This window comes from Aquibium microcysteis, from assembly GCF_014495845.1.
GTDB classification, from domain to species: Bacteria; Pseudomonadota; Alphaproteobacteria; order Rhizobiales; family Rhizobiaceae; genus Aquibium; species Aquibium microcysteis.
In genome coordinates this window covers 1,967,254-1,986,760 of record NZ_CP061080.1, presented here as the reverse complement: position 1 = coordinate 1,986,760, position 19,507 = coordinate 1,967,254, and the positions used below count along the sequence as shown (strand labels likewise).

Sequence of the window (19,507 nt, the reverse complement as noted above, 5' to 3'; positions counted from 1 at the left end):
CGCCGGTCGCGGCGCACCTTCCCGCCGTCCATCGCGGGCGGCGGGCTGGGTTCAGGGTGACGAAGGGCCGCGGCCCTTCGTCCTACGGCAGTCCGGGCCTGACGCCCGGAGAATTTCGAAAAGGGGACCGGCGGCGGTTCCCAACAGGAGAACGGCATGAACCAAGAGGTCATGAATCTCTTCAACGCGCAGGTTCCGGCGCAGACGTTCGATTCCATCCGGATCTCGCTCGCGAGCCCGGACAAGATCCTGTCGTGGTCCTACGGCGAGATCAAGAAGCCCGAGACGATCAACTACCGCACGTTCAAGCCGGAGCGTGACGGGCTGTTCTGCGCCCGCATCTTCGGGCCGATCAAGGACTACGAATGCCTGTGCGGCAAGTACAAGCGCATGAAGTACAAGGGCATCATCTGCGAGAAGTGCGGCGTCGAGGTCACGCTGTCCCGGGTGCGCCGCGAGCGCATGGGCCACATCGAACTGGCGGCCCCCGTCGCGCATATCTGGTTCCTGAAGTCGCTTCCCTCGCGCATCGGCACGCTGCTCGACATGACGCTGAAGGACATCGAGCGCGTCCTCTATTTCGAGAACTACATCGTCACCGAGCCGGGCCTCACCGACCTGAAGCAGCACCAGCTGCTGTCGGAGGAGGACTACATGGCCGCCGTGGACAATTTCGGCGAGGATTCCTTCACCGCCATGATCGGTGCGGAGGCGATCCACGAGCTTCTGGCGTCGATGGAACTCGACAAGATCGCCGTGCAGCTGCGCGACGACCTCGCCACGACGACGTCCGACCTGAAGCAGAAGAAGCTTCTGAAGCGGCTGAAGGTGGTCGAGAACTTCATGGAATCCGGCAACCGTCCGGAGTGGATGATCATGAAGATCATCCCGGTCATCCCGCCGGACCTGCGCCCGCTGGTGCCGCTCGACGGCGGCCGTTTCGCGACGTCCGACCTGAACGACCTCTACCGCCGCGTCATCAACCGCAACAACCGCCTGAAGCGGCTGATCGAGCTGCGCGCGCCGGGCATCATCATCCGCAACGAGAAGCGCATGCTGCAGGAGGCCGTCGACGCGCTGTTCGACAACGGCCGCCGCGGCCGCGTCATCACGGGCGCCAACAAGCGTCCGCTGAAGTCGCTGTCCGACATGCTGAAGGGCAAGCAGGGCCGCTTCCGCCAGAACCTGCTCGGCAAGCGCGTCGACTATTCCGGCCGCTCGGTCATCGTGACCGGTCCGGAGCTCAAGCTGCACCAGTGCGGCCTACCCAAGAAGATGGCGCTCGAACTGTTCAAGCCCTTCATCTACGCCCGCCTCGACGCCAAGGGGTATTCCTCGACCGTCAAGCAGGCCAAGAAGCTGGTCGAGAAGGAGAAGCCGGAGGTCTGGGACATCCTCGACGAGGTGATCCGCGAGCATCCGGTGCTGCTCAACCGCGCGCCGACGCTGCACCGCCTCGGCATCCAGGCGTTCGAGCCCACCCTGATCGAGGGCAAGGCGATCCAGCTGCATCCGCTGGTCTGCACGGCCTTCAACGCGGACTTCGACGGCGACCAGATGGCGGTTCACGTGCCGCTGTCGCTCGAAGCCCAGCTCGAAGCCCGCGTGCTGATGATGTCGACCAACAACATCCTGCATCCGGCGAACGGCGCGCCGATCATCGTGCCGTCGCAGGACATGGTGCTGGGGCTCTACTACCTGTCGATCGTGAACCAGAACGAGCCGGGCGAGGGCATGGCCTTCGCCGACATGGGCGAACTGCATCATGCGCTCGAGACCAGGGCGGTGACGCTCCACACCAAGATCCGCGGCCGCTTCAAGTCGGTGGACGCGCAGGGCAAGCCGACCTCGAAGATCTACGAGACCACTCCCGGCCGCATGATCATCGGCGAACTCCTGCCGAAGAACGTCAACGTGCCGTTCGACATCTGCAATCAGGAGATGACGAAGAAGAACATCTCCCGCATGATCGACACGGTCTACCGCCACTGCGGCCAGAAGGAGACCGTGATCTTCTGCGACCGGATCATGCAGCTCGGCTTCGGCCACGCCTGCCGGGCCGGCATCTCGTTCGGCAAGGACGACATGCTGATCCCGGACGCGAAGGCCGATCTGGTCGCCAAGACAGAGGCGCTCGCCAAGGAATACGAGCAGCAGTACAATGACGGCCTGATCACGCAGGGCGAGAAGTACAACAAGGTGGTCGACGCCTGGGCGAAGTGCTCCGAGAAGGTCGCCGAGGAGATGATGGGCCGCATCAAGGCGGTCGAGTTCAACCCCGACGGGCGGCAGAAGCCGATGAACTCGATCTACATGATGTCGCACTCCGGCGCGCGCGGGTCTCCGACCCAGATGCGCCAGCTCGCCGGCATGCGCGGCCTGATGGCCAAGCCGTCGGGCGAGATCATCGAGACGCCGATCATCTCGAACTTCAAGGAAGGCCTGACCGTTCTTGAGTACTTCAACTCCACCCACGGCGCCCGCAAGGGCCTGGCCGACACCGCGCTGAAGACGGCGAATTCGGGCTACCTGACGCGCCGCCTCGTCGACGTGGCGCAGGACTGCATCGTCAACGCGGTCGACTGCGGCACCGACAAGGGCCTGACCATGCAGCCGATCGTGGATGCCGGCCAGGTGGTGGCCTCGCTCGGCCAGCGCGTGCTCGGCCGCACGGCGCTCGACGACATCAACCACCCGGTCTCCGGCGATCTCATCGTCAAGGCCGGCACGCTGATGGACGAGCGCGACGTGGAGGCGATCGAGAAGGCGGGCATCCAGACGATCCGCATCCGCTCGGCGCTCACCTGCGAGGTGAAGGTCGGCGTCTGCGCCGTCTGCTACGGCCGCGACCTGGCGCGGGGCACCCCCGTCAACCAGGGCGAGGCGGTGGGCGTCATCGCCGCGCAGTCGATCGGCGAGCCGGGCACCCAGCTCACCATGCGCACCTTCCACATGGGCGGCACCGCGCAGGTGGTCGACAGCTCGTTCCTCGAGGCCTCCTACGAGGGCACCGTGCAGATCCGCAACCGCAACGTGGTGCGCAACTCGGACGGCCATCTGGTCGTCATGGGCCGCAACATGGCCATCGTCATCCTCGACGAGGGCGGCAAGGAGCGGGCGGTCCACCGCGTCACCTATGGTTCGCGCATCTTCGTGGACGAGGGCGACAAGGTGAAGCGCGGCCAGCGCGTGGCCGAGTGGGACCCCTATACCCGTCCGATCCTCACCGAAATCGAGGGCCGGGTGGAGTTCGAGGACCTCGTCGACGGCATCTCCGTGCAGGAGACCACCGACGAATCGACCGGCATCACCAAGCGCGAGGTCATCGACTGGCGGTCGACGCCGCGCGGCTCGGACCTCAAGCCGGCGATCACCATCCTCGACGCAAAGGGCAAGGTCGGCAAGCTCGCCAAGGGCGGCGATGCCCGCTTCATGCTCTCGGTGGAGGCGGTGCTGTCCGTCGAGCCGGGCTCGCAGGTGCGGCCGGGCGACGTCGTGGCGCGTATCCCGATGGAAAGCGCCAAGACCAAGGACATCACGGGCGGTCTGCCGCGCGTGGCGGAACTGTTCGAGGCCCGTCGTCCGAAGGACCACGCCATCATCGCCGAGATCGACGGTACGGTGCGGTTCGGACGCGACTACAAGAACAAGCGCCGCATCATCATCGAGCCGCACGAGGAGGGCGCTGAGCCGGTCGAGTATCTCATCCCGAAGGGCAAGCCGTTCCATCTCCAGGACGGCGACGCGATCGAGAAGGGCGACTACATCCTGGACGGCAACCCGGCGCCGCACGACATCCTGGCGATCAAGGGCGTGGAGGCGCTGGCCTCCTACCTCGTCAACGAGATCCAGGAAGTCTACCGGCTCCAGGGCGTGTTGATCAACGACAAGCACATCGAGGTGATCGTCCGCCAGATGCTGCAGAAGATCGAGATCACGGAGCAGGGCGACTCGGTCTACATCCCGGGCGACCACGTCGACGTGATCGAGTTCGACGAGATCAACGAACGGCTGGTCGAGGACGGCAAGAAGCCGGCGCAGGGCCAGCCGGTGCTGCTCGGCATCACCAAGGCCTCGCTGCAGACGCCGTCCTTCATCTCGGCCGCCTCGTTCCAGGAGACGACCCGCGTGCTGACGGAGGCTGCCGTCGCCGGCAAGACCGACACGCTGCAGGGTCTGAAGGAGAACGTCATCGTCGGCCGCCTCATTCCGGCCGGCACCGGTGGCACGATGAGCCAGATCCGGCGCATCGCCAAGGCCCGCGACGAACTCATCCTCGACGAGCGCCGCAAGGCGTCCGGCGTGGAGATGGCCGAGCCGATGCTGGCCGACATGTCGCGGACGCCCGCCGAGTAGGCGGTCGATACCCATATACGGAAAAGGGCCGCCGGATCGCTCCGGCGGCCCTTTTCATGTCCGCAAGGACGGCAGGTCCGGGTGTGCAGGTCATCAGGTCTGCCGACGAAGGCCGGACCAGTCATGGTCGGAAGCCGAGCGGCTCCGGGCCGTTCGCGGCAGGCCGGTACGCTCGATGGAACGCTTTCGCTCTAAGTGAAGTAGCTCACATACGGCGTGACAACAGCCGCGCTAGAGAAGAAGCCGCGGCAGTCGATCGGGTCTATGACCTCCCAGCCGCATTCTGGCCGTCCGGACAATGCCCCGCCGGACGGCCTTTTTTTTATCCGGCGCGGGAGAAGGCGGGCCGATTCGCGAATCGGCGGAAGACGCGTGAGGCGTCAGGCCTGTTCGTCGAACGTCACCACGGAGACCTCGCCCTCGATCGCGCCCTGGTAGGCGGACAAATGCGGTTCGTCGTCCGGAATCCCGTCGAGGTCGCCGATCTGGTCGAACTCGGCTTCCGCGTAGCCCTCGCGTGCCAGCGATTCGAGCGCGATCCGTACCGCGGTGTCGTCGTCCGGCGCGACCAGCAGCACGTGGACGCCTTCAGAATCGCCACCCTTCCGTCGCCAGACCCGGCCGGTTATGATGGTTACGGGGCGAGCTTCGTTGTCGTTCATCTATATATGCTTCCGAATCGCTATGAGTATGAGGATCGATTGCCCCCTCATTGTTATATTCGCATCGATAAGGCCGGCGGGACAGGTCGCGGGCGGTCACATTCCGTTTCGTTGAGGCGCGATCACGTAAGAAACCGCCCTTGTCGGCCACCTGCGGCGTCCCGTCCCTGGCCTCGGAGCGAAAACTCACGCTGCGGGGTTGACGATGCCGGGCGTTGCAGGTAGAAGCCACCTCGTCTGAGCCGATGTGAGACTTGGCCTTTCGGAGCGACGCGCTCTGAAGTTCGTCTCAAACAGGGTTCGTTTTACGAGCGACGACATTTCCGGCGTGCACGAGGCGCATTGCGCTTCCTCTGCTTTTTGTTCGGGCAGGACCGCGATGGCGGTTTTTGGCCCGAAATTGCGTATGGAAGCGGCGCTTCTGACGGCCCCGAAACGGGCTTTGGACACGGATTTGAACAAGAGGGAAGGTTGAATGCCTACCGTAAACCAGCTGATCCGCAAGCCGCGCGTTGCGCCGGTGAAGCGCAACAAGGTTCCGGCCATGCAGGCCAACCCGCAGAAGCGGGGTGTCTGCACGCGCGTCTACACGACGACGCCGAAGAAGCCGAACTCGGCGCTCCGCAAGGTGGCGAAGATTCGCCTCGTGAACGGCTTCGAAGTGATCGGCTACATCCCCGGCGAGGGTCACAATCTTCAGGAGCACTCCGTGGTCATGATCCGCGGCGGTCGCGTGAAGGACCTTCCGGGCGTGCGTTACCACATCATCCGCGGCGTGCTCGATACCCAGGGCGTCAAGAACCGCAAGCAGCGCCGGTCGAAGTACGGCGCCAAGCGTCCGAAGTGACCAGAGCTTAGCGAGGCAGAGAGACCCATGTCCCGTCGTCACAGTGCAGAGAAGCGTGAGATCAACCCGGACCCGAAGTTCGGCGATCTGATCGTCACCAAGTTCATGAACGCCGTCATGTATCACGGCAAGAAGTCGGTCGCCGAGACGATCGTCTACGGCGCGCTGGACCAGGTCCAGGCCAAGACGAAGCAGGAGCCGGTCACGGTCTTCCATCAGGCGCTCGACAATGTCGCTCCGCACGTGGAAGTGCGTTCGCGCCGCGTCGGCGGCGCCACCTACCAGGTTCCGGTCGACGTGCGTCCGGAGCGCCGCCAGGCGCTGGCCATCCGCTGGCTGATCACGGCCGCCCGCGGCCGCAACGAGACCACCATGATCGACCGTCTGTCGGGCGAGCTCATGGATGCCGCCAACAACCGCGGCACCGCCGTCAAGAAGCGCGAAGACACGCACCGGATGGCGGAAGCCAACCGCGCCTTCGCTCACTACCGCTGGTAATCCCAGGTCGAATAGCAAGCGAGAGGCACCTCCCATGGCCCGCGAGTACAAGATCGAAGACTACCGAAATTTCGGTATCATGGCGCATATCGACGCCGGCAAGACCACGACGACCGAGCGCGTCCTCTACTACACCGGCAAGTCCCACAAGATCGGCGAAGTCCACGACGGCGCCGCGACCATGGACTGGATGGAGCAGGAGCAGGAGCGCGGCATCACGATCACCTCGGCCGCGACCACGACTTTCTGGAAGGGTCGTGACGGCACGATGCGCCGCTTCAACATCATCGACACGCCGGGTCACGTCGACTTCACCATCGAGGTCGAGCGCTCGCTTCGTGTCCTCGACGGCGCCATCGCGCTGCTCGATGCCAATGCCGGCGTCGAGCCGCAGACCGAGACCGTCTGGCGTCAGGCCGACAAGTACCGCGTGCCGCGTCTCATCTTCTGCAACAAGATGGACAAGATCGGCGCCGACTTCTACCGCTCCTACGAGATGATCGGTTCGCGCCTCGGTGCGCAGGCCGTCGTCATGCAGCTGCCGATCGGTGCGGAGAACGATTTCGCCGGCGTCATCGACCTGATCGAGATGAAGGCGCTGGTCTGGAAGTCCGAGAATCTCGGCGCCGAGTGGGACGTGCTGGAAATCCCGGCCGACCTCAAGGCGCGTGCCGAGGAGTTCCGCGAGAAGCTCATCGAGGCTGCGGTCGAGATGGACGAGGGTGCTCTCGAGCGCTACCTCGAAGGCGAGATGCCTGGCAACGACGAACTGCGCGCGCTGATCCGCAAGGGCACGATCGCGGTCAAGTTCTTCCCGATGTTCTGCGGCTCGGCCTTCAAGAACAAGGGCGTGCAGCCGCTGCTCGACGCCGTCGTCGACTATCTGCCGGCGCCGAACCAGGTTCCGGACATCAAGGGCGTCGATCCGAAGACGGAAGCCGAGATCACCCGCAAGTCGTCCGACGACGAGCCGCTGTCGATGCTCGCGTTCAAGATCATGAACGATCCTTTCGTCGGTTCGCTCACCTTCTGCCGCATCTATTCGGGCAAGCTCTCCAAGGGCATCTCGCTCGACAACACGGTGAAGGGCAAGAAGGAGCGCATCGGCCGCATGCTGCAGATGCACTCCAACTCGCGCGAGGACATAGAGGAGGCGTTCGCAGGCGACATCGTCGCGCTGGCCGGTCTCAAGGACACGACCACCGGCGACACGCTCTGCGACCCGCTGAAGCCGGTCATCCTGGAGCGGATGGAGTTCCCCGATCCGGTCATCCAGATCGCGATCGAGCCCAAGACCAAGGGCGACCAGGAGAAGATGGGCCTCGCGCTCAACCGCCTGGCCGCTGAGGATCCGTCCTTCCGCGTCAAGACCGACGAGGAGTCCGGCCAGACGATCATCGCGGGCATGGGTGAACTGCACCTCGACATCATCGTCGACCGCATGCGTCGCGAGTTCAAGGTCGAGGCGAACGTGGGCGCGCCGCAGGTGGCCTATCGCGAGACGATCACGCGTCCTGCGGAAATCGACTACACCCACAAGAAGCAGACCGGCGGCACGGGCCAGTTCGCCCGCGTCAAGATCATCTTCGAGCCGAACCCCGAGGGCGAGGACTTCGTGTTCGAGTCCAAGATCATCGGCGGTTCGGTGCCGAAGGAGTACATTCCGGGCGTCCAGAAGGGCATCCAGAGCGTCATGTCCTCGGGTCCGGTCGCCGGCTTCCCGATGCTGGGCGTGAAGGCCACGCTGATCGACGGCGCGTTCCACGACGTCGACTCCTCGGTTCTCGCCTTCGAGATCGCCTCCCGCGCGGCTTTCCGCGAGGGTGCACAGAAGGCGGGCGCGCAGCTGCTCGAGCCGATCATGAAGGTCGAGGTCGTGACGCCGGAGGATTACGTGGGCTCGGTCATCGGCGACCTGAACTCCCGCCGCGGCCAGATCCAGGGCCAGGAAGCGCGCGGCAACGCCACCGTCATCAACGCGATGGTGCCGCTCGCCAACATGTTCAAGTACGTCGACAACCTGCGCTCGATGTCGCAGGGCCGCGCCCAGTACACGATGCTGTTCGATCACTACGAACCGGTGCCGAACGCCGTGGCGCAGGAAATCCAGAAGAAATACGCATAAGATCCCGCGGGATTGGCAGTAAACCGAATTCAACGCCCCTCGCGGGCTCGAGAAATGGAGACCTCACATGGCAAAAGGTAAATTCGAGCGCACCAAGCCTCATGTGAACATCGGCACGATCGGTCACGTCGACCATGGCAAGACGTCCCTGACGGCTGCGATCACGAAGTACTTCGGCGAGTTCAAGGCGTACGACCAGATCGACGCCGCTCCGGAGGAGAAGGCGCGCGGCATCACGATCTCGACGGCGCACGTGGAATACGAGACGGCGGCGCGTCACTACGCCCACGTCGACTGCCCGGGCCACGCCGACTACGTGAAGAACATGATCACCGGTGCCGCACAGATGGACGGCGCGATCCTGGTGGTTTCGGCCGCCGACGGCCCGATGCCGCAGACGCGCGAGCACATCCTGCTCGCCCGCCAGGTCGGCGTTCCGTCGATCGTGGTGTTCCTCAACAAGGTCGACCTGGTCGACGATCCGGAGCTTCTGGAGCTGGTCGAGCTCGAGGTTCGCGAGCTCCTGTCGATGTACGAATTCCCGGGCGACGAGATCCCGATCGTTCCGGGCTCGGCCGTGTGCGCGCTCGAGGACAAGCAGAAGGAGATCGGCGAGGACGCGGTGCGCAAGCTGATGGAGGCGGTCGACGCCTACATCCCGACGCCCGAGCGCCCGGTCGACCAGCCCTTCCTGATGCCGATCGAGGACGTGTTCTCGATCTCTGGCCGCGGCACGGTGGTGACGGGCCGCGTCGAGCGCGGCATCGTGAAGGTCGGCGAGACGGTCGAGATCGTGGGCATCCGCCCGACGACGTCGACGACGGTGACGGGCGTGGAGATGTTCCGCAAGCTGCTCGACCAGGGCCAGGCGGGCGACAACATCGGCGCGCTGCTGCGCGGCGTGGACCGCGAGGGCGTGGAGCGCGGCCAAGTGCTGTGCAAGCCGGGCTCGGTGAAGCCGCACACCAAGTTCAAGGCCGAGGTCTACATCCTGACCAAGGACGAGGGCGGCCGCCACACGCCGTTCTTCACCAACTACCGTCCGCAGTTCTACTTCCGCACGACCGACGTGACGGGCGTGGTGACGCTGCCGGAAGGCACGGAGATGGTGATGCCGGGCGACAACCTGGCCGTGGACGTGACGCTGATCGTGCCGATCGCCATGGAGGAGAAGCTGCGCTTCGCCATCCGTGAAGGCGGCCGCACCGTCGGCTCGGGCATCGTCGCCACCATCGTCGAGTAACAAGAAGAAGAAACGGTCTGTCGCGGGCGGGCATCGCCCGCGCCCGCGAAAGATCTGAAGGAATTGACGCATGAACGGTCAGAACATCCGCATTCGCCTGAAAGCGTTCGACCATCGCGTTCTCGACGCTTCCACGCGCGAGATCGTCTCGACGGCCAAGCGTACCGGTGCCAGCGTCCGCGGCCCGGTGCCGCTGCCGACGCGGATCGAAAAATTCACGGTCAACCGCTCGCCGCACATCGACAAGAAGAGCCGCGAGCAGTTCGAGATGCGTACCCACAAGCGGCTCCTCGACATCGTCGATCCGACGCCGCAGACGGTGGACGCTCTCATGAAGCTCGACCTCGCCGCCGGCGTCGACGTCGAGATCAAGCTCTAAGCAGCGGGCAAAAGGCAGGCAGGGGTTACCCGGGCCTGGAACCCTGAAAAGGAATTCGAACCGATGCGTTCAGGTGTTATCGCACAGAAAATCGGGATGACGCGCATCTACAACGACGCGGGCGAACACGTGCCCGTCACGGTCCTCCGGATGGAGAGCTGCCAGGTCGTTGCACAGCGCACCCAGGAGAAGAACGGCTACACCGCCGTGCAGCTCGGCGTCGGGCTGGCCAAGGTGAAGAACACGTCGAAGTCGATGCGCGGCCATTTCGCCACCGCATCGGTCGAGCCGAAGTCGAAGGTCGCCGAGTTCCGCGTCTCCCCCGAGTACATGCTCGAGGTCGGCTCGGAGATCACCGTCGACCACTTCGTCGCGGGTCAGAAGGTCGACGTGACGGGAACCACCATCGGCAAGGGCTTCCAGGGCGTCATCAAGCGTCACAATTTCGGTGGCGGCCGCGCGACGCACGGCAACTCGGTGTCGCACCGCACGCACGGTTCGACCGGCCAGCGCCAGGACCCGGGCAAGGTGTTCAAGGGCAAGAAGATGGCCGGCCACATGGGCGACACCCGCGTCACCACGCAGAACGTCGAGATCGTCTCGACCGACGCGGATCGCGGCCTGATCCTCATCCGCGGCGCCGTTCCCGGTTCCAAGGGTGCCTGGATCCTCGTTCGCGACGCGGTCAAGGCCTCTCTGCCCGACAATGCGCCGAAGCCGGCTGCGCTGCGGGCCAAGAATGAAGCTCCGGCCGTCGAAGGAGCCGCGTGATGGACATCAAGATTACGACGCTGAGCGGCGGTGACGCCGGGCAGGTTTCGCTCTCCGACGAGATCTTCGGTCTCGACCCGCGTGAGGACATCCTGCAGCGCGTGGTGCGCTGGCAGCTCGCCAAGAAGCACCAGGGCACGCACAAGGCCAAGGGGCGTTCCGAAATCGCTCGCACCGGCGCCAAGATGTACAAGCAGAAGGGAACGGGCCGCGCCCGCCACCATTCCGCCCGCGCACCGCAGTTCCGCGGCGGCGGCAAGGCTCACGGCCCGGTCGTGCGCAGCCACGAGCATGATCTTCCCAAGAAGGTCCGCGCCCTCGGCCTCAAGCACGCGCTGTCGGCGAAGGCGAAGTCGTCGAGCCTGATCGTCGTCGACGAGCTGGCGCTGAGCGAGGCCAAGACGAAGGCGCTGATGCAGAGCCTGTCGTCGCTCGGCCTGTCGAACGCGCTGATGATCGGCGGTGCCGAAGTCGACGCCGGCTTCAAGCGCGCCGCGGCCAACATCCCGAACATCGACGTGCTGCCGATCCAGGGCATCAACGTCTACGACATTCTGCGCCGCGGCACGCTCGTCCTCTCGAAGGCGGCGGTCGAGGCACTCGAGGAGCGCTTCAAATGACTGACCTTCGCCACTACGACGTGATCGTCAGCCCGGCGATCACCGAAAAGTCCACGATGGCCTCCGAGTTCAACCAGGTGGTCTTCAACGTCGCCCGCAAGGCGACGAAGCCGGAGATCAAGGCCGCGGTCGAGGCGCTGTTCGGGGTCAAGGTGCGCGCCGTCAACACCCAGGTCCGCAAGGGCAAGGTGAAGCGCTTCCGCGGCACCGTCGGTCGTCTGAGCGACGTCAAGAAGGCGGTCGTGACGCTGGCCGAAGGCCACTCCATCGACGTCGCAACCGGTCTCTGAGAGGCTTGAGGTAACGATATGGCACTCAAGAAGTACAATCCGGTGACGCCCAGCCAGCGCCAGCTGGTGATCGTCGACCGCTCCGGCCTCTACAAGGGCAAGCCGGTCAAGGGCCTCACCGAGGGCCTGACCAAGTCCGGCGGGCGCAACAATTACGGCCGCGTGACCGCCCGCTTCATCGGCGGCGGTCACAAGCGCACCTACCGCATCATCGACTTCAAGCGCCGCAAGTTCGACATGGTGGCGACGGTGGAGCGGCTGGAATACGACCCGAACCGCACCGCCTTCATCGCGCTGATCCGCTACGAGGACGGCGAGCTCTCCTACATCCTGGCGCCGCAGCGCCTGGTGGCGGGCGACAAGGTGATCGCCGGCGAGAGCGCGGACGTGAAGCCCGGCAACGCGATGCCGCTGTCGGCGATGCCGGTCGGCACGATCGTCCACAATGTCGAGCTGAAGCCGGGCAAGGGCGGCCAGATCGCCCGTTCGGCCGGTGCCTACGTCCAGCTGGTCGGCCGCGACCAGGGCATGGCGATCCTGCGCCTGAACTCGGGCGAGCAGCGCATCGTCCACGGCTCGTGCATGGCGACCGTCGGCGCGGTGTCGAACCCCGACCACGGCAACATCAACGACGGCAAGGCGGGCCGCAGCCGCTGGCGCGGCAAGCGCCCGCACAACCGCGGCGTGTCGATGAACCCGGTCGACCATCCGCACGGCGGCGGCGAGGGCCGCACCTCCGGCGGTCGTCATCCTGTCTCCCCGTGGGGCAAGCCGACGAAGGGCAAGCGGACGCGGTCCAACAAGGCGACCGACAAGTTCATCATGCGCTCGCGCCACGCGCGCAAGAGCTAAGAAGAGGTAGAGACGTGACCCGTTCAGTCTGGAAAGGCCCGTTCATCGACGGCTATCTGCTGAAGAAGGCAGAGAAGGTCCGTGACAGCGGCCGCAACGAGGTGATCAAGATGTGGAGCCGCCGCTCCACCATCCTGCCGCAGTTCGTCGGCCTCACCTTCGGTGTCTACAACGGCCAGAAGCACATCCCCGTCAACGTGTCGGAAGACATGGTCGGGCACAAGTTCGGCGAGTTCTCGCCGACCCGGACCTATTACGGGCACGGCGCCGACAAGAAGTCGAAGAGGAAGTAATCATGGGCAAGGCCAAAGCTCCGCGCAGGCTTGCTGACAACGAAGCGCGCGCCGTGCTGCGCACGATCCGCGTCAGCCCGCAGAAGCTCAATCTCGTCGCCGCGCTCATCCGCGGCAAGAAGGTGGCGACCGCGCTCGCCGAACTGGAGTTCTCGCGCAAGCGCATCGCCGAGACCGTGCGCAAGACGCTCGAGTCGGCCATCGCCAACGCCGAGAACAACCATGACCTCGACGTCGATTCGCTGGTCGTCGCCGAGGCCTATGTCGGCAAGTCGATCGTCATGAAGCGCTTCCACGCCCGTGGCCGCGGCCGCGCCAGCCGTATCGAGAAGCCGTTCTCGCACCTGACCATCGTCGTGCGCGAAGTCGAAGAGCAAGTGGAGGCTGCCTGATGGGCCAGAAAGTCAACCCGATCGGCCTGCGCCTCGGGATCAACCGGACCTGGGACTCGCGCTGGTACGCCAACACCGGCGAGTACGGCAAGCTGCTCCACGAGGACATCAAGATCCGCAAGTATCTGATGAACGAGCTGAAGCAGGCGGCGATCTCGAAGGTCGTGATCGAGCGTCCGCACAAGAAGTGCCGCGTGACGATCCATGCCGCGCGTCCGGGCCTGATCATCGGCAAGAAGGGCGCCGACATCGAGAAGCTTCGCAAGAAGCTGATGGAGATGACGAAGTCCGAGACGCATCTGAACATCGTCGAGGTGCGCAAGCCCGAGATCGACGCCACGCTGATCGCGCAGTCGATCTCGCAGCAGCTCGAGCGCCGCATCGCCTTCCGCCGCGCCATGAAGCGCGCGGTGCAGTCGGCCATGCGTCTCGGCGCAGAAGGCATCCGCATCAACTGCTCGGGCCGCCTCGGCGGCGCGGAGATCGCGCGCATGGAGTGGTACCGCGAGGGTCGCGTTCCGCTGCACACGCTGCGCGCCGACGTCGACTACGGCACGTCCGAGGCGAACACCGCCTACGGCATCTGCGGCGTCAAGGTGTGGGTGTTCAAGGGCGAGATCCTCGAGCACGACCCGATGGCGTCGGAGCGGCGCGCGACCGAGGGCGAAGCGTCTTCGGGTGGCGGCGGTCGCCGTCGCGAGCGCGAGCACGCCTGAGCGGCAACTGGATTGAATTCGGAGTAGACAGAGATGCTGCAGCCAAAGCGCACGAAGTTCCGCAAGCAGTTCAAGGGCCGTATCCATGGCGCTGCGAAGGGCGGGACGAACCTGGATTTCGGCGCTTTCGGATTGAAGGCGCTGGAGCCCGAGCGCGTCACCGCGCGCCAGATCGAGGCGGCCCGCCGCGCGATCACGCGTGAGATGAAGCGCCAGGGCCGCGTCTGGATCCGCGTGTTCCCGGACGTTCCGGTGACCTCGAAGCCGACCGAAGTCCGCATGGGCAAGGGCAAGGGTTCGGTGGATTACTGGGCCTGCCGGGTGAAGCCGGGTCGCGTGATGTTCGAGATCGACGGGGTCTCCGAGGTCATCGCACGCGAGGCGCTGCGCCTCGGCGCCGCCAAGCTGCCGGTCAGGACGCGCTTCGTACAGCGCATTGCGGAATAGGGAAGGGCGACAGATGAAAGCCTCCGACGTCCGGGCCAAGTCGCCCGACCAGCTCAACGACGAACTCGCCAGCCTGAAGAAGGAGCAGTTCAACCTGCGCTTCCAGAAGGCCACCGGCCAGCTCGAGAAGACAGCGCGCGTGAAGGAAGTCCGCCGGGACATCGCGCGCATCAAGACCATCGCCGCCGAGAAGTCGGCCGGCAAGAAGGCTTAAGGACAAGACCATGCCAAAGCGCATCCTGCAGGGCACCGTCGTCAGCGACAAGAACGACAAGACGGTCGTCGTCAAGGTCGAACGCCGCTTCACGCATCCCGTGATGAAGAAGACCGTTCGCATGTCGAAGAAGTACAAGGCGCACGACGAGACCAACGCCCACAAGGTCGGCGACCAGGTGTTCATCCAGGAATCGAAGCCGATTTCGAAGGACAAGTGCTGGGTCGTCCTGACCGAGGCGCAGGCCGAAGCGCAGGCATAACGAAAACAATGGACGGCCGTCGGGCGGGCGCCCGCGAGCCGGTGAAGAAGAAGGCGGCCAGTCATGATTCAGATGCAGACTAACCTCGACGTTGCCGACAATTCCGGCGCACGTCGTGTCATGTGCATCAAGGTGCTCGGCGGTTCCAAGCGCAAGTACGCTTCGGTCGGCGACATCATCGTCGTGTCGATCAAGGAAGCCATTCCGCGGGGCAAGGTCAAGAAGGGCGACGTGATGAAGGCGGTGGTGGTTCGCACCGCCAAGGACATCCGCCGCGCCGACGGCAGCGTGATCCGGTTCGACAAGAATGCCGCGGTCCTCGTCGACAACAAGAAGGAGCCGGTCGGCACCCGTATCTTCGGACCGGTTCCGCGCGAGCTGCGCGCCAAGAACCACATGAAGATCATCTCGCTCGCGCCGGAAGTGCTGTAAGGAGCCCGACCAATGCAGAAGATTCGCAAGGGCGACAAGGTCGTCGTGCTCGCCGGCAAGGACAAGGGCCGCACCGGCGAGGTCCTGCGCATGATGCCGTCCGAGGACAAGGCGATCGTGCGCGGCATCAACATCATCCGTCGCCACCAGAGGCAGACCCAGACCACGGAAGGCGGCATCATTTCCAAGGAAGCGCCCATCCACGTCTCCAACATCGCGATCGCCGATCCCAAGGACGGCAAGCCGACCCGCATCGGCTTCGAGGTGAAGGACGGCAAGAAGGTGCGCGTTGCCAAGCGTTCGGGAGCCTCGATCGATGTCTAATACAGCCTACGAGCCGCGCCTGAAGGCCGTCTACCGCGACACCATCCGCAAGGCGCTGCAGGAGCAGTTCAAGTACGAGAACGAGATGCAGATCCCGCGTCTCGACAAGATCGTCATCAACATGGGCGTGGGCGAGGCGACGGCGGATTCGAAGAAGCCGTCCGTGGCGGCGGCCGATCTCGCCATGATCGCCGGCCAGAAGCCGGTGGTTACGCGTGCCCGCACGTCGATCGCCGGCTTCAAGGTTCGCGAGAACATGCCGATCGGCGCGAAGGTGACGCTTCGCAAGGAGCGCATGTACGAGTTCCTGGATCGCCTGATCACGATCGCGCTGCCGCGCGTTCGCGACTTCCGCGGTCTCAATCCGAAGAGCTTCGACGGCCGCGGCAATTTCGCCATGGGCGTCAAGGAGCACATCGTGTTCCCGGAGATCAACTACGACAAGGTCGATCAGATCTGGGGCATGGACATCATCGTTTGTACGACTGCCAGGACGGATGACGAGGCCCGGGCGCTGCTCAAGGCCTTCAACTTCCCCTTCCGGCAGTAACGGCGGCGATAGAAGGATTTAACGAGAATGGCAAAGACCAGCTCAGTCGAGAAGAACAACAAGCGGCGCAAGCTCGTGGACCGGTATGCCGCCAAGCGCAAGGCGCTGAAGGCGATCATCATGAACCAGGATCTTCCTCTCGAGGACCGGTTCCGCGCCCAGCTGAAGCTCGCCGCGCTGCCGCGCAATTCCGCGCGCAACCGCATCCGCAACCGCTGCGAGGTCACGGGTCGCCCGCGCGCCTATTATCGCAAGCTGAAGATGTCGCGTATCGCACTGCGCGAACTCGGCTCGCTCGGGCTGGTCCCGGGCCTGGTCAAGTCGAGCTGGTAAGGAGCACGAACCATGTCCATGAGCGATCCTCTCGGCGATATGCTGACCCGCATCCGCAACGCGATCGGCCGCCGCAAGACCAAGGTCTCGACCCCCGCGTCGAAGCTGCGCGCCCGCGTTCTCGAGGTGCTGAAGAGCGAAGGCTATATCCGCGACTACAGCCAGACCGACTTCGACAACGGCAAGTCGGAGATCGAGATCGAGCTGAAGTATTTCGACGGCGTGCCGGTGATCCGCGAGATCGCCCGCGTCTCGAAGCCGGGCCGTCGCGTCTACGTCTCGGCCAAGACCATTCCGCAGGTCGCGAACGGCCTCGGCATCTCGATCCTGTCGACGCCGAAGGGCGTGATGGCCGATCACGAGGCGCGCGAGCAGAACGTCGGCGGCGAAGTGCTCTGCCGGATCTTCTGATCCGGCGGGCATGAGATAGGAACAGGAACGAGGACAGGACCATGTCTCGTATTGGCAAGAAACCCGTATCGGTGCCGCAGGGCGTGACCGCCTCCGTCGACGGTCAGACCGTCACGGCGAAGGGCCCGAAGGGCGAGCTGAAATTCGTCGTCAACGACGAAGTGCTGGTGAAGATGGAAGACGGCTCGATCGCCGTCGATCCGCGCGACCAGTCGAAGCTGTCCCGCTCGAAGTGGGGCATGTCCCGCACGCAGATCGCCAACATCCTGGCGGGCGTGAAGGACGGCTTCGAGAAGAAGCTCGAGATCACCGGTGTCGGCTATCGCGCCAGCATGCAGGGAAAGAACCTGCAGTTGGCTCTTGGCTTCAGCCACGACGTCGTCTACCAGACGCCCGAAGGCATCACCATCGCGACGCCGAAGCCGACGGAGATCGTCGTGACCGGGATCGACAAGCAGAAGGTCGGCCAGGTGGCGGCGGAGATCCGCGAGTATCGCGGCCCCGAGCCCTACAAGGGCAAGGGCGTCCGCTATGCGGGCGAGAAGATCGTCCGCAAGGAAGGCAAGAAGAAGTAACGCCGCGGGCAGCGGTCGCGGGAGGCATGGGCCTACCGCACGGGGCCGCACCCGTCTTTTGAAGGCAAGGACGAAGACACATGGCTTCCAAGGATTCCACGACGCGGCGTGCCGCGCGCATCCGCAAGCAGATCAAGAAGGTCGCGAACGGCAGGCCGCGCCTGTCCGTGCATCGGTCGTCGAAGCACATCTACGCGCAGATCATCGACGACACGAAGGGCCATACCCTGGCCTCCGCCTCGTCGCTCGAGCCGGATCTGAAGGGTTCGCTGAAGACCGGCGCCGACACGTCGGCCGCCGCTGCCGTCGGCAAGCTCGTCGCCGAGCGTGCCGTCAAGGCCGGCGTGACCCAGGTCGTGTTCGACCGCGGCGCCTACATCTACCACGGCCGCGTCAAGGCGCTGGCCGATGCCGCCCGCGAAGGCGGTCTGAGCTTCTGATCTTTCGCCGCCGTCGGGCACAGATCCCGCGGCATTCATCAACCCGTGCTCCCGGAAAAGAACAAGGAACGAGGATATGGCACAGGAACGCAGGGACGGCGGCCGCGGCCGCGACCGCGAGCGTGAGGAACGCGACGACGGCATGGTGGACAAGCTCGTCCACATCAACCGCGTCGCCAAGGTCGTCAAGGGCGGCCGGCGATTCGGCTTCGCCGCACTCGTCGTCGTCGGCGACCAGAAGGGCCGCGTCGGTTTCGGCCACGGCAAGGCGCGCGAAGTGCCGGAGGCGATCCGCAAGGCCACCGAGGCGGCCAAGCGCGACATGATCTTCGTGCCGCTGCGCGGCGGTCGCACGCTGCATCACGACGTCGCCGGCCGCCATGGCGCGGGCCGCGTGCTGCTGCGCACGGCCAAGGCCGGTACCGGCATCATCGCGGGCGGCCCGATGCGTGCCGTCTTCGAGACGCTCGGCATGCACGACGTCGTGGCCAAGTCGATGGGGTCGTCGAACCCCTACAACATGGTGCGCGCGACCTTCGATGCCTTGAAGCACCAGATGCATCCGAAGGACATCGCGGCGCAGCGCGGCATCAAGTATTCCGCGATCCAGAGCCGCCGCGGCGCGGCCGTCGCCGACGAATAGTCCGCGGACGGCGAGAAGGAACACGCACATGGCTGAGAACAAGAAGACCGTCACGGTCGAGCAGATCGGCAGCCCGATCCGCCGCCCTTCCGAGCAGCGCGCGACGCTGGCCGGCCTGGGCCTGAACAAGATGCACCGCCGCCGGACTCTCGAGGACACTCCTTCGGTCCGCGGCATGATCGCGAAAGTGCAGCACCTCGTCCGCGTCGTGGACGAGGCTTGACTGACGCGGGAGAAAGATCATGAAACTCAACGAACTCCGCGACAAGGACGGGGCGACCCACGCCAGGAAGCGCCTGGGGCGCGGCATCGGCTCGGGCTCCGGCAAGACCGCAGGCCGCGGCGTCAAGGGTCAGAAGGCGCGTTCGGGCGTCGCCATCAACGGCTTCGAGGGCGGCCAGATGCCGCTCTATCGCCGCCTTCCCAAGCGCGGCTTCAAGAACGTCTTCGCGAAGGACTACAACGTCGTGTCGCTCGGTCGCGTTCAGGTCGCCATCGATGCCGGCAAGCTCGACGCGTCGGAGACCGTGACGGAAGCATCGCTGATCAAGGCCGGCGTCCTGCGCCGGGCGAAGGACGGCGTCCGCCTCCTGTCGGACGGCGAGCTGAAGGGGAAGGTCGCGTTCGACGTGGCCGGTGCCTCCAAGGCCGCCATCGAGAAGGTCGAGAAGGCCGGCGGGTCGGTGAAGGTTCCGCAGAAGGCCGCCGAGTAAGGTGGCTTCGCGGCTCTCGCCGTCGCTTGCATGATGGCGGGCCGGAGCCTATTTCCGGACTTCGCAGTTGCGCGCCGCCCCTTCGGGCGGCTCGTCTGCGTCACGAAGCGGAGAATTTT

27 protein-coding genes are annotated in these 19,507 nt (G+C 65.0%); 26 read left to right on the top strand and 1 reads right to left on the bottom strand.

Annotated elements, in window-relative coordinates:
* The first annotated feature begins 156 nt into the window (after positions 1-156).
* Complete coding sequence (rpoC, locus tag IAI54_RS09135) at positions 157-4,356, top strand: DNA-directed RNA polymerase subunit beta' (RefSeq protein WP_187972044.1); 4,200 nt, start codon at positions 157-159, stop codon at positions 4,354-4,356.
* Between the two features lie 380 nt (positions 4,357-4,736).
* Here the strand turns inward: rpoC and IAI54_RS09130 are convergent, their stop codons facing one another.
* Positions 4,737-5,018 (bottom strand): transcriptional regulator, encoded by a 282-nt coding sequence (locus IAI54_RS09130; RefSeq protein ID WP_187972043.1) that lies wholly within the window; start codon positions 5,016-5,018, stop codon positions 4,737-4,739.
* Between the two features lie 475 nt (positions 5,019-5,493).
* On the opposite strand from IAI54_RS09130, the gene rpsL reads away from it, so the two are divergent.
* The 25 genes from rpsL to rplO all read left to right on the top strand — a co-directional run bounded on the left by rpsL (position 5,494) and on the right by rplO (position 19,388).
* Positions 5,494-5,865: a 30S ribosomal protein S12 gene (rpsL, locus tag IAI54_RS09125; protein ID WP_187972042.1), complete on the top strand. Its 372-nt coding sequence runs from the start codon at positions 5,494-5,496 to the stop codon at positions 5,863-5,865.
* A 27-nt stretch (positions 5,866-5,892) separates the two neighbouring features.
* Positions 5,893-6,363, top strand: a complete 471-nt coding sequence (rpsG, locus tag IAI54_RS09120; RefSeq protein WP_187972041.1) for a 30S ribosomal protein S7 — start codon at positions 5,893-5,895, stop codon at positions 6,361-6,363.
* A gap of 34 nt (positions 6,364-6,397) precedes the next feature.
* Complete coding sequence (gene fusA / locus IAI54_RS09115) at positions 6,398-8,488, top strand: elongation factor G (protein ID WP_187972040.1); 2,091 nt, start codon at positions 6,398-6,400, stop codon at positions 8,486-8,488.
* Between the two features lie 67 nt (positions 8,489-8,555).
* Positions 8,556-9,731: an elongation factor Tu gene (tuf, locus tag IAI54_RS09110; protein WP_187971225.1), complete on the top strand. Its 1,176-nt coding sequence runs from the start codon at positions 8,556-8,558 to the stop codon at positions 9,729-9,731.
* Between the two features lie 70 nt (positions 9,732-9,801).
* The gene (gene rpsJ, locus IAI54_RS09105; RefSeq protein ID WP_072606015.1) at positions 9,802-10,110 is read left to right on the top strand and encodes a 30S ribosomal protein S10; all 309 of its coding nucleotides are present in this window, start codon (positions 9,802-9,804) and stop codon (positions 10,108-10,110) included.
* Between the two features lie 63 nt (positions 10,111-10,173).
* On the top strand, positions 10,174-10,881 hold the full coding sequence (gene rplC / locus IAI54_RS09100; RefSeq protein WP_187972039.1) for a 50S ribosomal protein L3: 708 nt from the start codon (positions 10,174-10,176) through the stop codon (positions 10,879-10,881).
* Positions 10,881-11,501: a 50S ribosomal protein L4 gene (rplD, locus tag IAI54_RS09095; protein ID WP_187972038.1), complete on the top strand. Its 621-nt coding sequence runs from the start codon at positions 10,881-10,883 to the stop codon at positions 11,499-11,501. Before rplC ends, rplD begins: the two co-directional genes overlap by 1 nt.
* Positions 11,498-11,791 carry a 50S ribosomal protein L23 gene (locus IAI54_RS09090; RefSeq protein WP_187972037.1) on the top strand — a complete coding sequence of 98 codons (294 nt, stop codon included), beginning with the start codon at positions 11,498-11,500 and terminating at the stop codon, positions 11,789-11,791. Before rplD ends, IAI54_RS09090 begins: the two co-directional genes overlap by 4 nt.
* An 18-nt stretch (positions 11,792-11,809) precedes the next feature.
* Positions 11,810-12,643 carry a 50S ribosomal protein L2 gene (gene rplB / locus IAI54_RS09085; protein ID WP_187972036.1) on the top strand — a complete coding sequence of 278 codons (834 nt, stop codon included), beginning with the start codon at positions 11,810-11,812 and terminating at the stop codon, positions 12,641-12,643.
* A gap of 14 nt (positions 12,644-12,657) precedes the next feature.
* Positions 12,658-12,936, top strand: a complete 279-nt coding sequence (gene rpsS, locus IAI54_RS09080) for a 30S ribosomal protein S19 (RefSeq protein WP_126701534.1) — start codon at positions 12,658-12,660, stop codon at positions 12,934-12,936.
* Positions 12,937-12,938: 2 nt separating this feature from the next.
* The gene (gene rplV / locus IAI54_RS09075; protein ID WP_187972035.1) at positions 12,939-13,328 is read left to right on the top strand and encodes a 50S ribosomal protein L22; all 390 of its coding nucleotides are present in this window, start codon (positions 12,939-12,941) and stop codon (positions 13,326-13,328) included.
* Positions 13,328-14,044, top strand: coding sequence for a 30S ribosomal protein S3 (gene rpsC / locus IAI54_RS09070; RefSeq protein ID WP_187972034.1), 717 nt, complete (start codon positions 13,328-13,330; stop codon positions 14,042-14,044). The genes rplV and rpsC overlap by 1 nt, the downstream gene beginning before the upstream one ends.
* A gap of 33 nt (positions 14,045-14,077) precedes the next feature.
* Positions 14,078-14,491 (top strand): 50S ribosomal protein L16, encoded by a 414-nt coding sequence (rplP, locus tag IAI54_RS09065; RefSeq protein WP_187972033.1) that lies wholly within the window; start codon positions 14,078-14,080, stop codon positions 14,489-14,491.
* A gap of 13 nt (positions 14,492-14,504) precedes the next feature.
* Positions 14,505-14,705: a 50S ribosomal protein L29 gene (rpmC, locus tag IAI54_RS09060; RefSeq protein WP_126701538.1), complete on the top strand. Its 201-nt coding sequence runs from the start codon at positions 14,505-14,507 to the stop codon at positions 14,703-14,705.
* Between the two features lie 10 nt (positions 14,706-14,715).
* A complete protein-coding gene (gene rpsQ / locus IAI54_RS09055) occupies positions 14,716-14,967 on the top strand; it encodes a 30S ribosomal protein S17 (RefSeq protein ID WP_126701539.1) in 252 nt (83 codons plus the stop codon).
* 63 nt (positions 14,968-15,030) lie between these two features.
* Positions 15,031-15,399, top strand: a complete 369-nt coding sequence (rplN, locus tag IAI54_RS09050; RefSeq protein WP_126701540.1) for a 50S ribosomal protein L14 — start codon at positions 15,031-15,033, stop codon at positions 15,397-15,399.
* Between the two features lie 12 nt (positions 15,400-15,411).
* Positions 15,412-15,723 (top strand): 50S ribosomal protein L24, encoded by a 312-nt coding sequence (rplX, locus tag IAI54_RS09045; RefSeq protein WP_187972032.1) that lies wholly within the window; start codon positions 15,412-15,414, stop codon positions 15,721-15,723.
* Positions 15,716-16,273 (top strand): 50S ribosomal protein L5, encoded by a 558-nt coding sequence (rplE, locus tag IAI54_RS09040; protein WP_187972031.1) that lies wholly within the window; start codon positions 15,716-15,718, stop codon positions 16,271-16,273. Before rplX ends, rplE begins: the two co-directional genes overlap by 8 nt.
* Positions 16,274-16,300: 27 nt before the next feature.
* Positions 16,301-16,606: a 30S ribosomal protein S14 gene (gene rpsN, locus IAI54_RS09035; RefSeq protein WP_187972030.1), complete on the top strand. Its 306-nt coding sequence runs from the start codon at positions 16,301-16,303 to the stop codon at positions 16,604-16,606.
* Between the two features lie 12 nt (positions 16,607-16,618).
* Positions 16,619-17,017, top strand: a complete 399-nt coding sequence (gene rpsH, locus IAI54_RS09030) for a 30S ribosomal protein S8 (protein WP_187972029.1) — start codon at positions 16,619-16,621, stop codon at positions 17,015-17,017.
* 41 nt (positions 17,018-17,058) lie between these two features.
* Entirely contained in the window at positions 17,059-17,592 is a 534-nt protein-coding gene (gene rplF / locus IAI54_RS09025; protein ID WP_187972028.1) for a 50S ribosomal protein L6, read from the top strand.
* 80 nt (positions 17,593-17,672) lie between these two features.
* Positions 17,673-18,032, top strand: a complete 360-nt coding sequence (rplR, locus tag IAI54_RS09020; protein WP_187972027.1) for a 50S ribosomal protein L18 — start codon at positions 17,673-17,675, stop codon at positions 18,030-18,032.
* A 76-nt stretch (positions 18,033-18,108) separates the two neighbouring features.
* On the top strand, positions 18,109-18,675 hold the full coding sequence (rpsE, locus tag IAI54_RS09015; protein ID WP_187972026.1) for a 30S ribosomal protein S5: 567 nt from the start codon (positions 18,109-18,111) through the stop codon (positions 18,673-18,675).
* A 28-nt stretch (positions 18,676-18,703) separates the two neighbouring features.
* Entirely contained in the window at positions 18,704-18,898 is a 195-nt protein-coding gene (rpmD, locus tag IAI54_RS09010) for a 50S ribosomal protein L30 (protein ID WP_187972025.1), read from the top strand.
* Between the two features lie 19 nt (positions 18,899-18,917).
* Entirely contained in the window at positions 18,918-19,388 is a 471-nt protein-coding gene (gene rplO / locus IAI54_RS09005; RefSeq protein WP_187972024.1) for a 50S ribosomal protein L15, read from the top strand.
* The last annotated feature ends 119 nt before the right edge of the window (positions 19,389-19,507 follow it).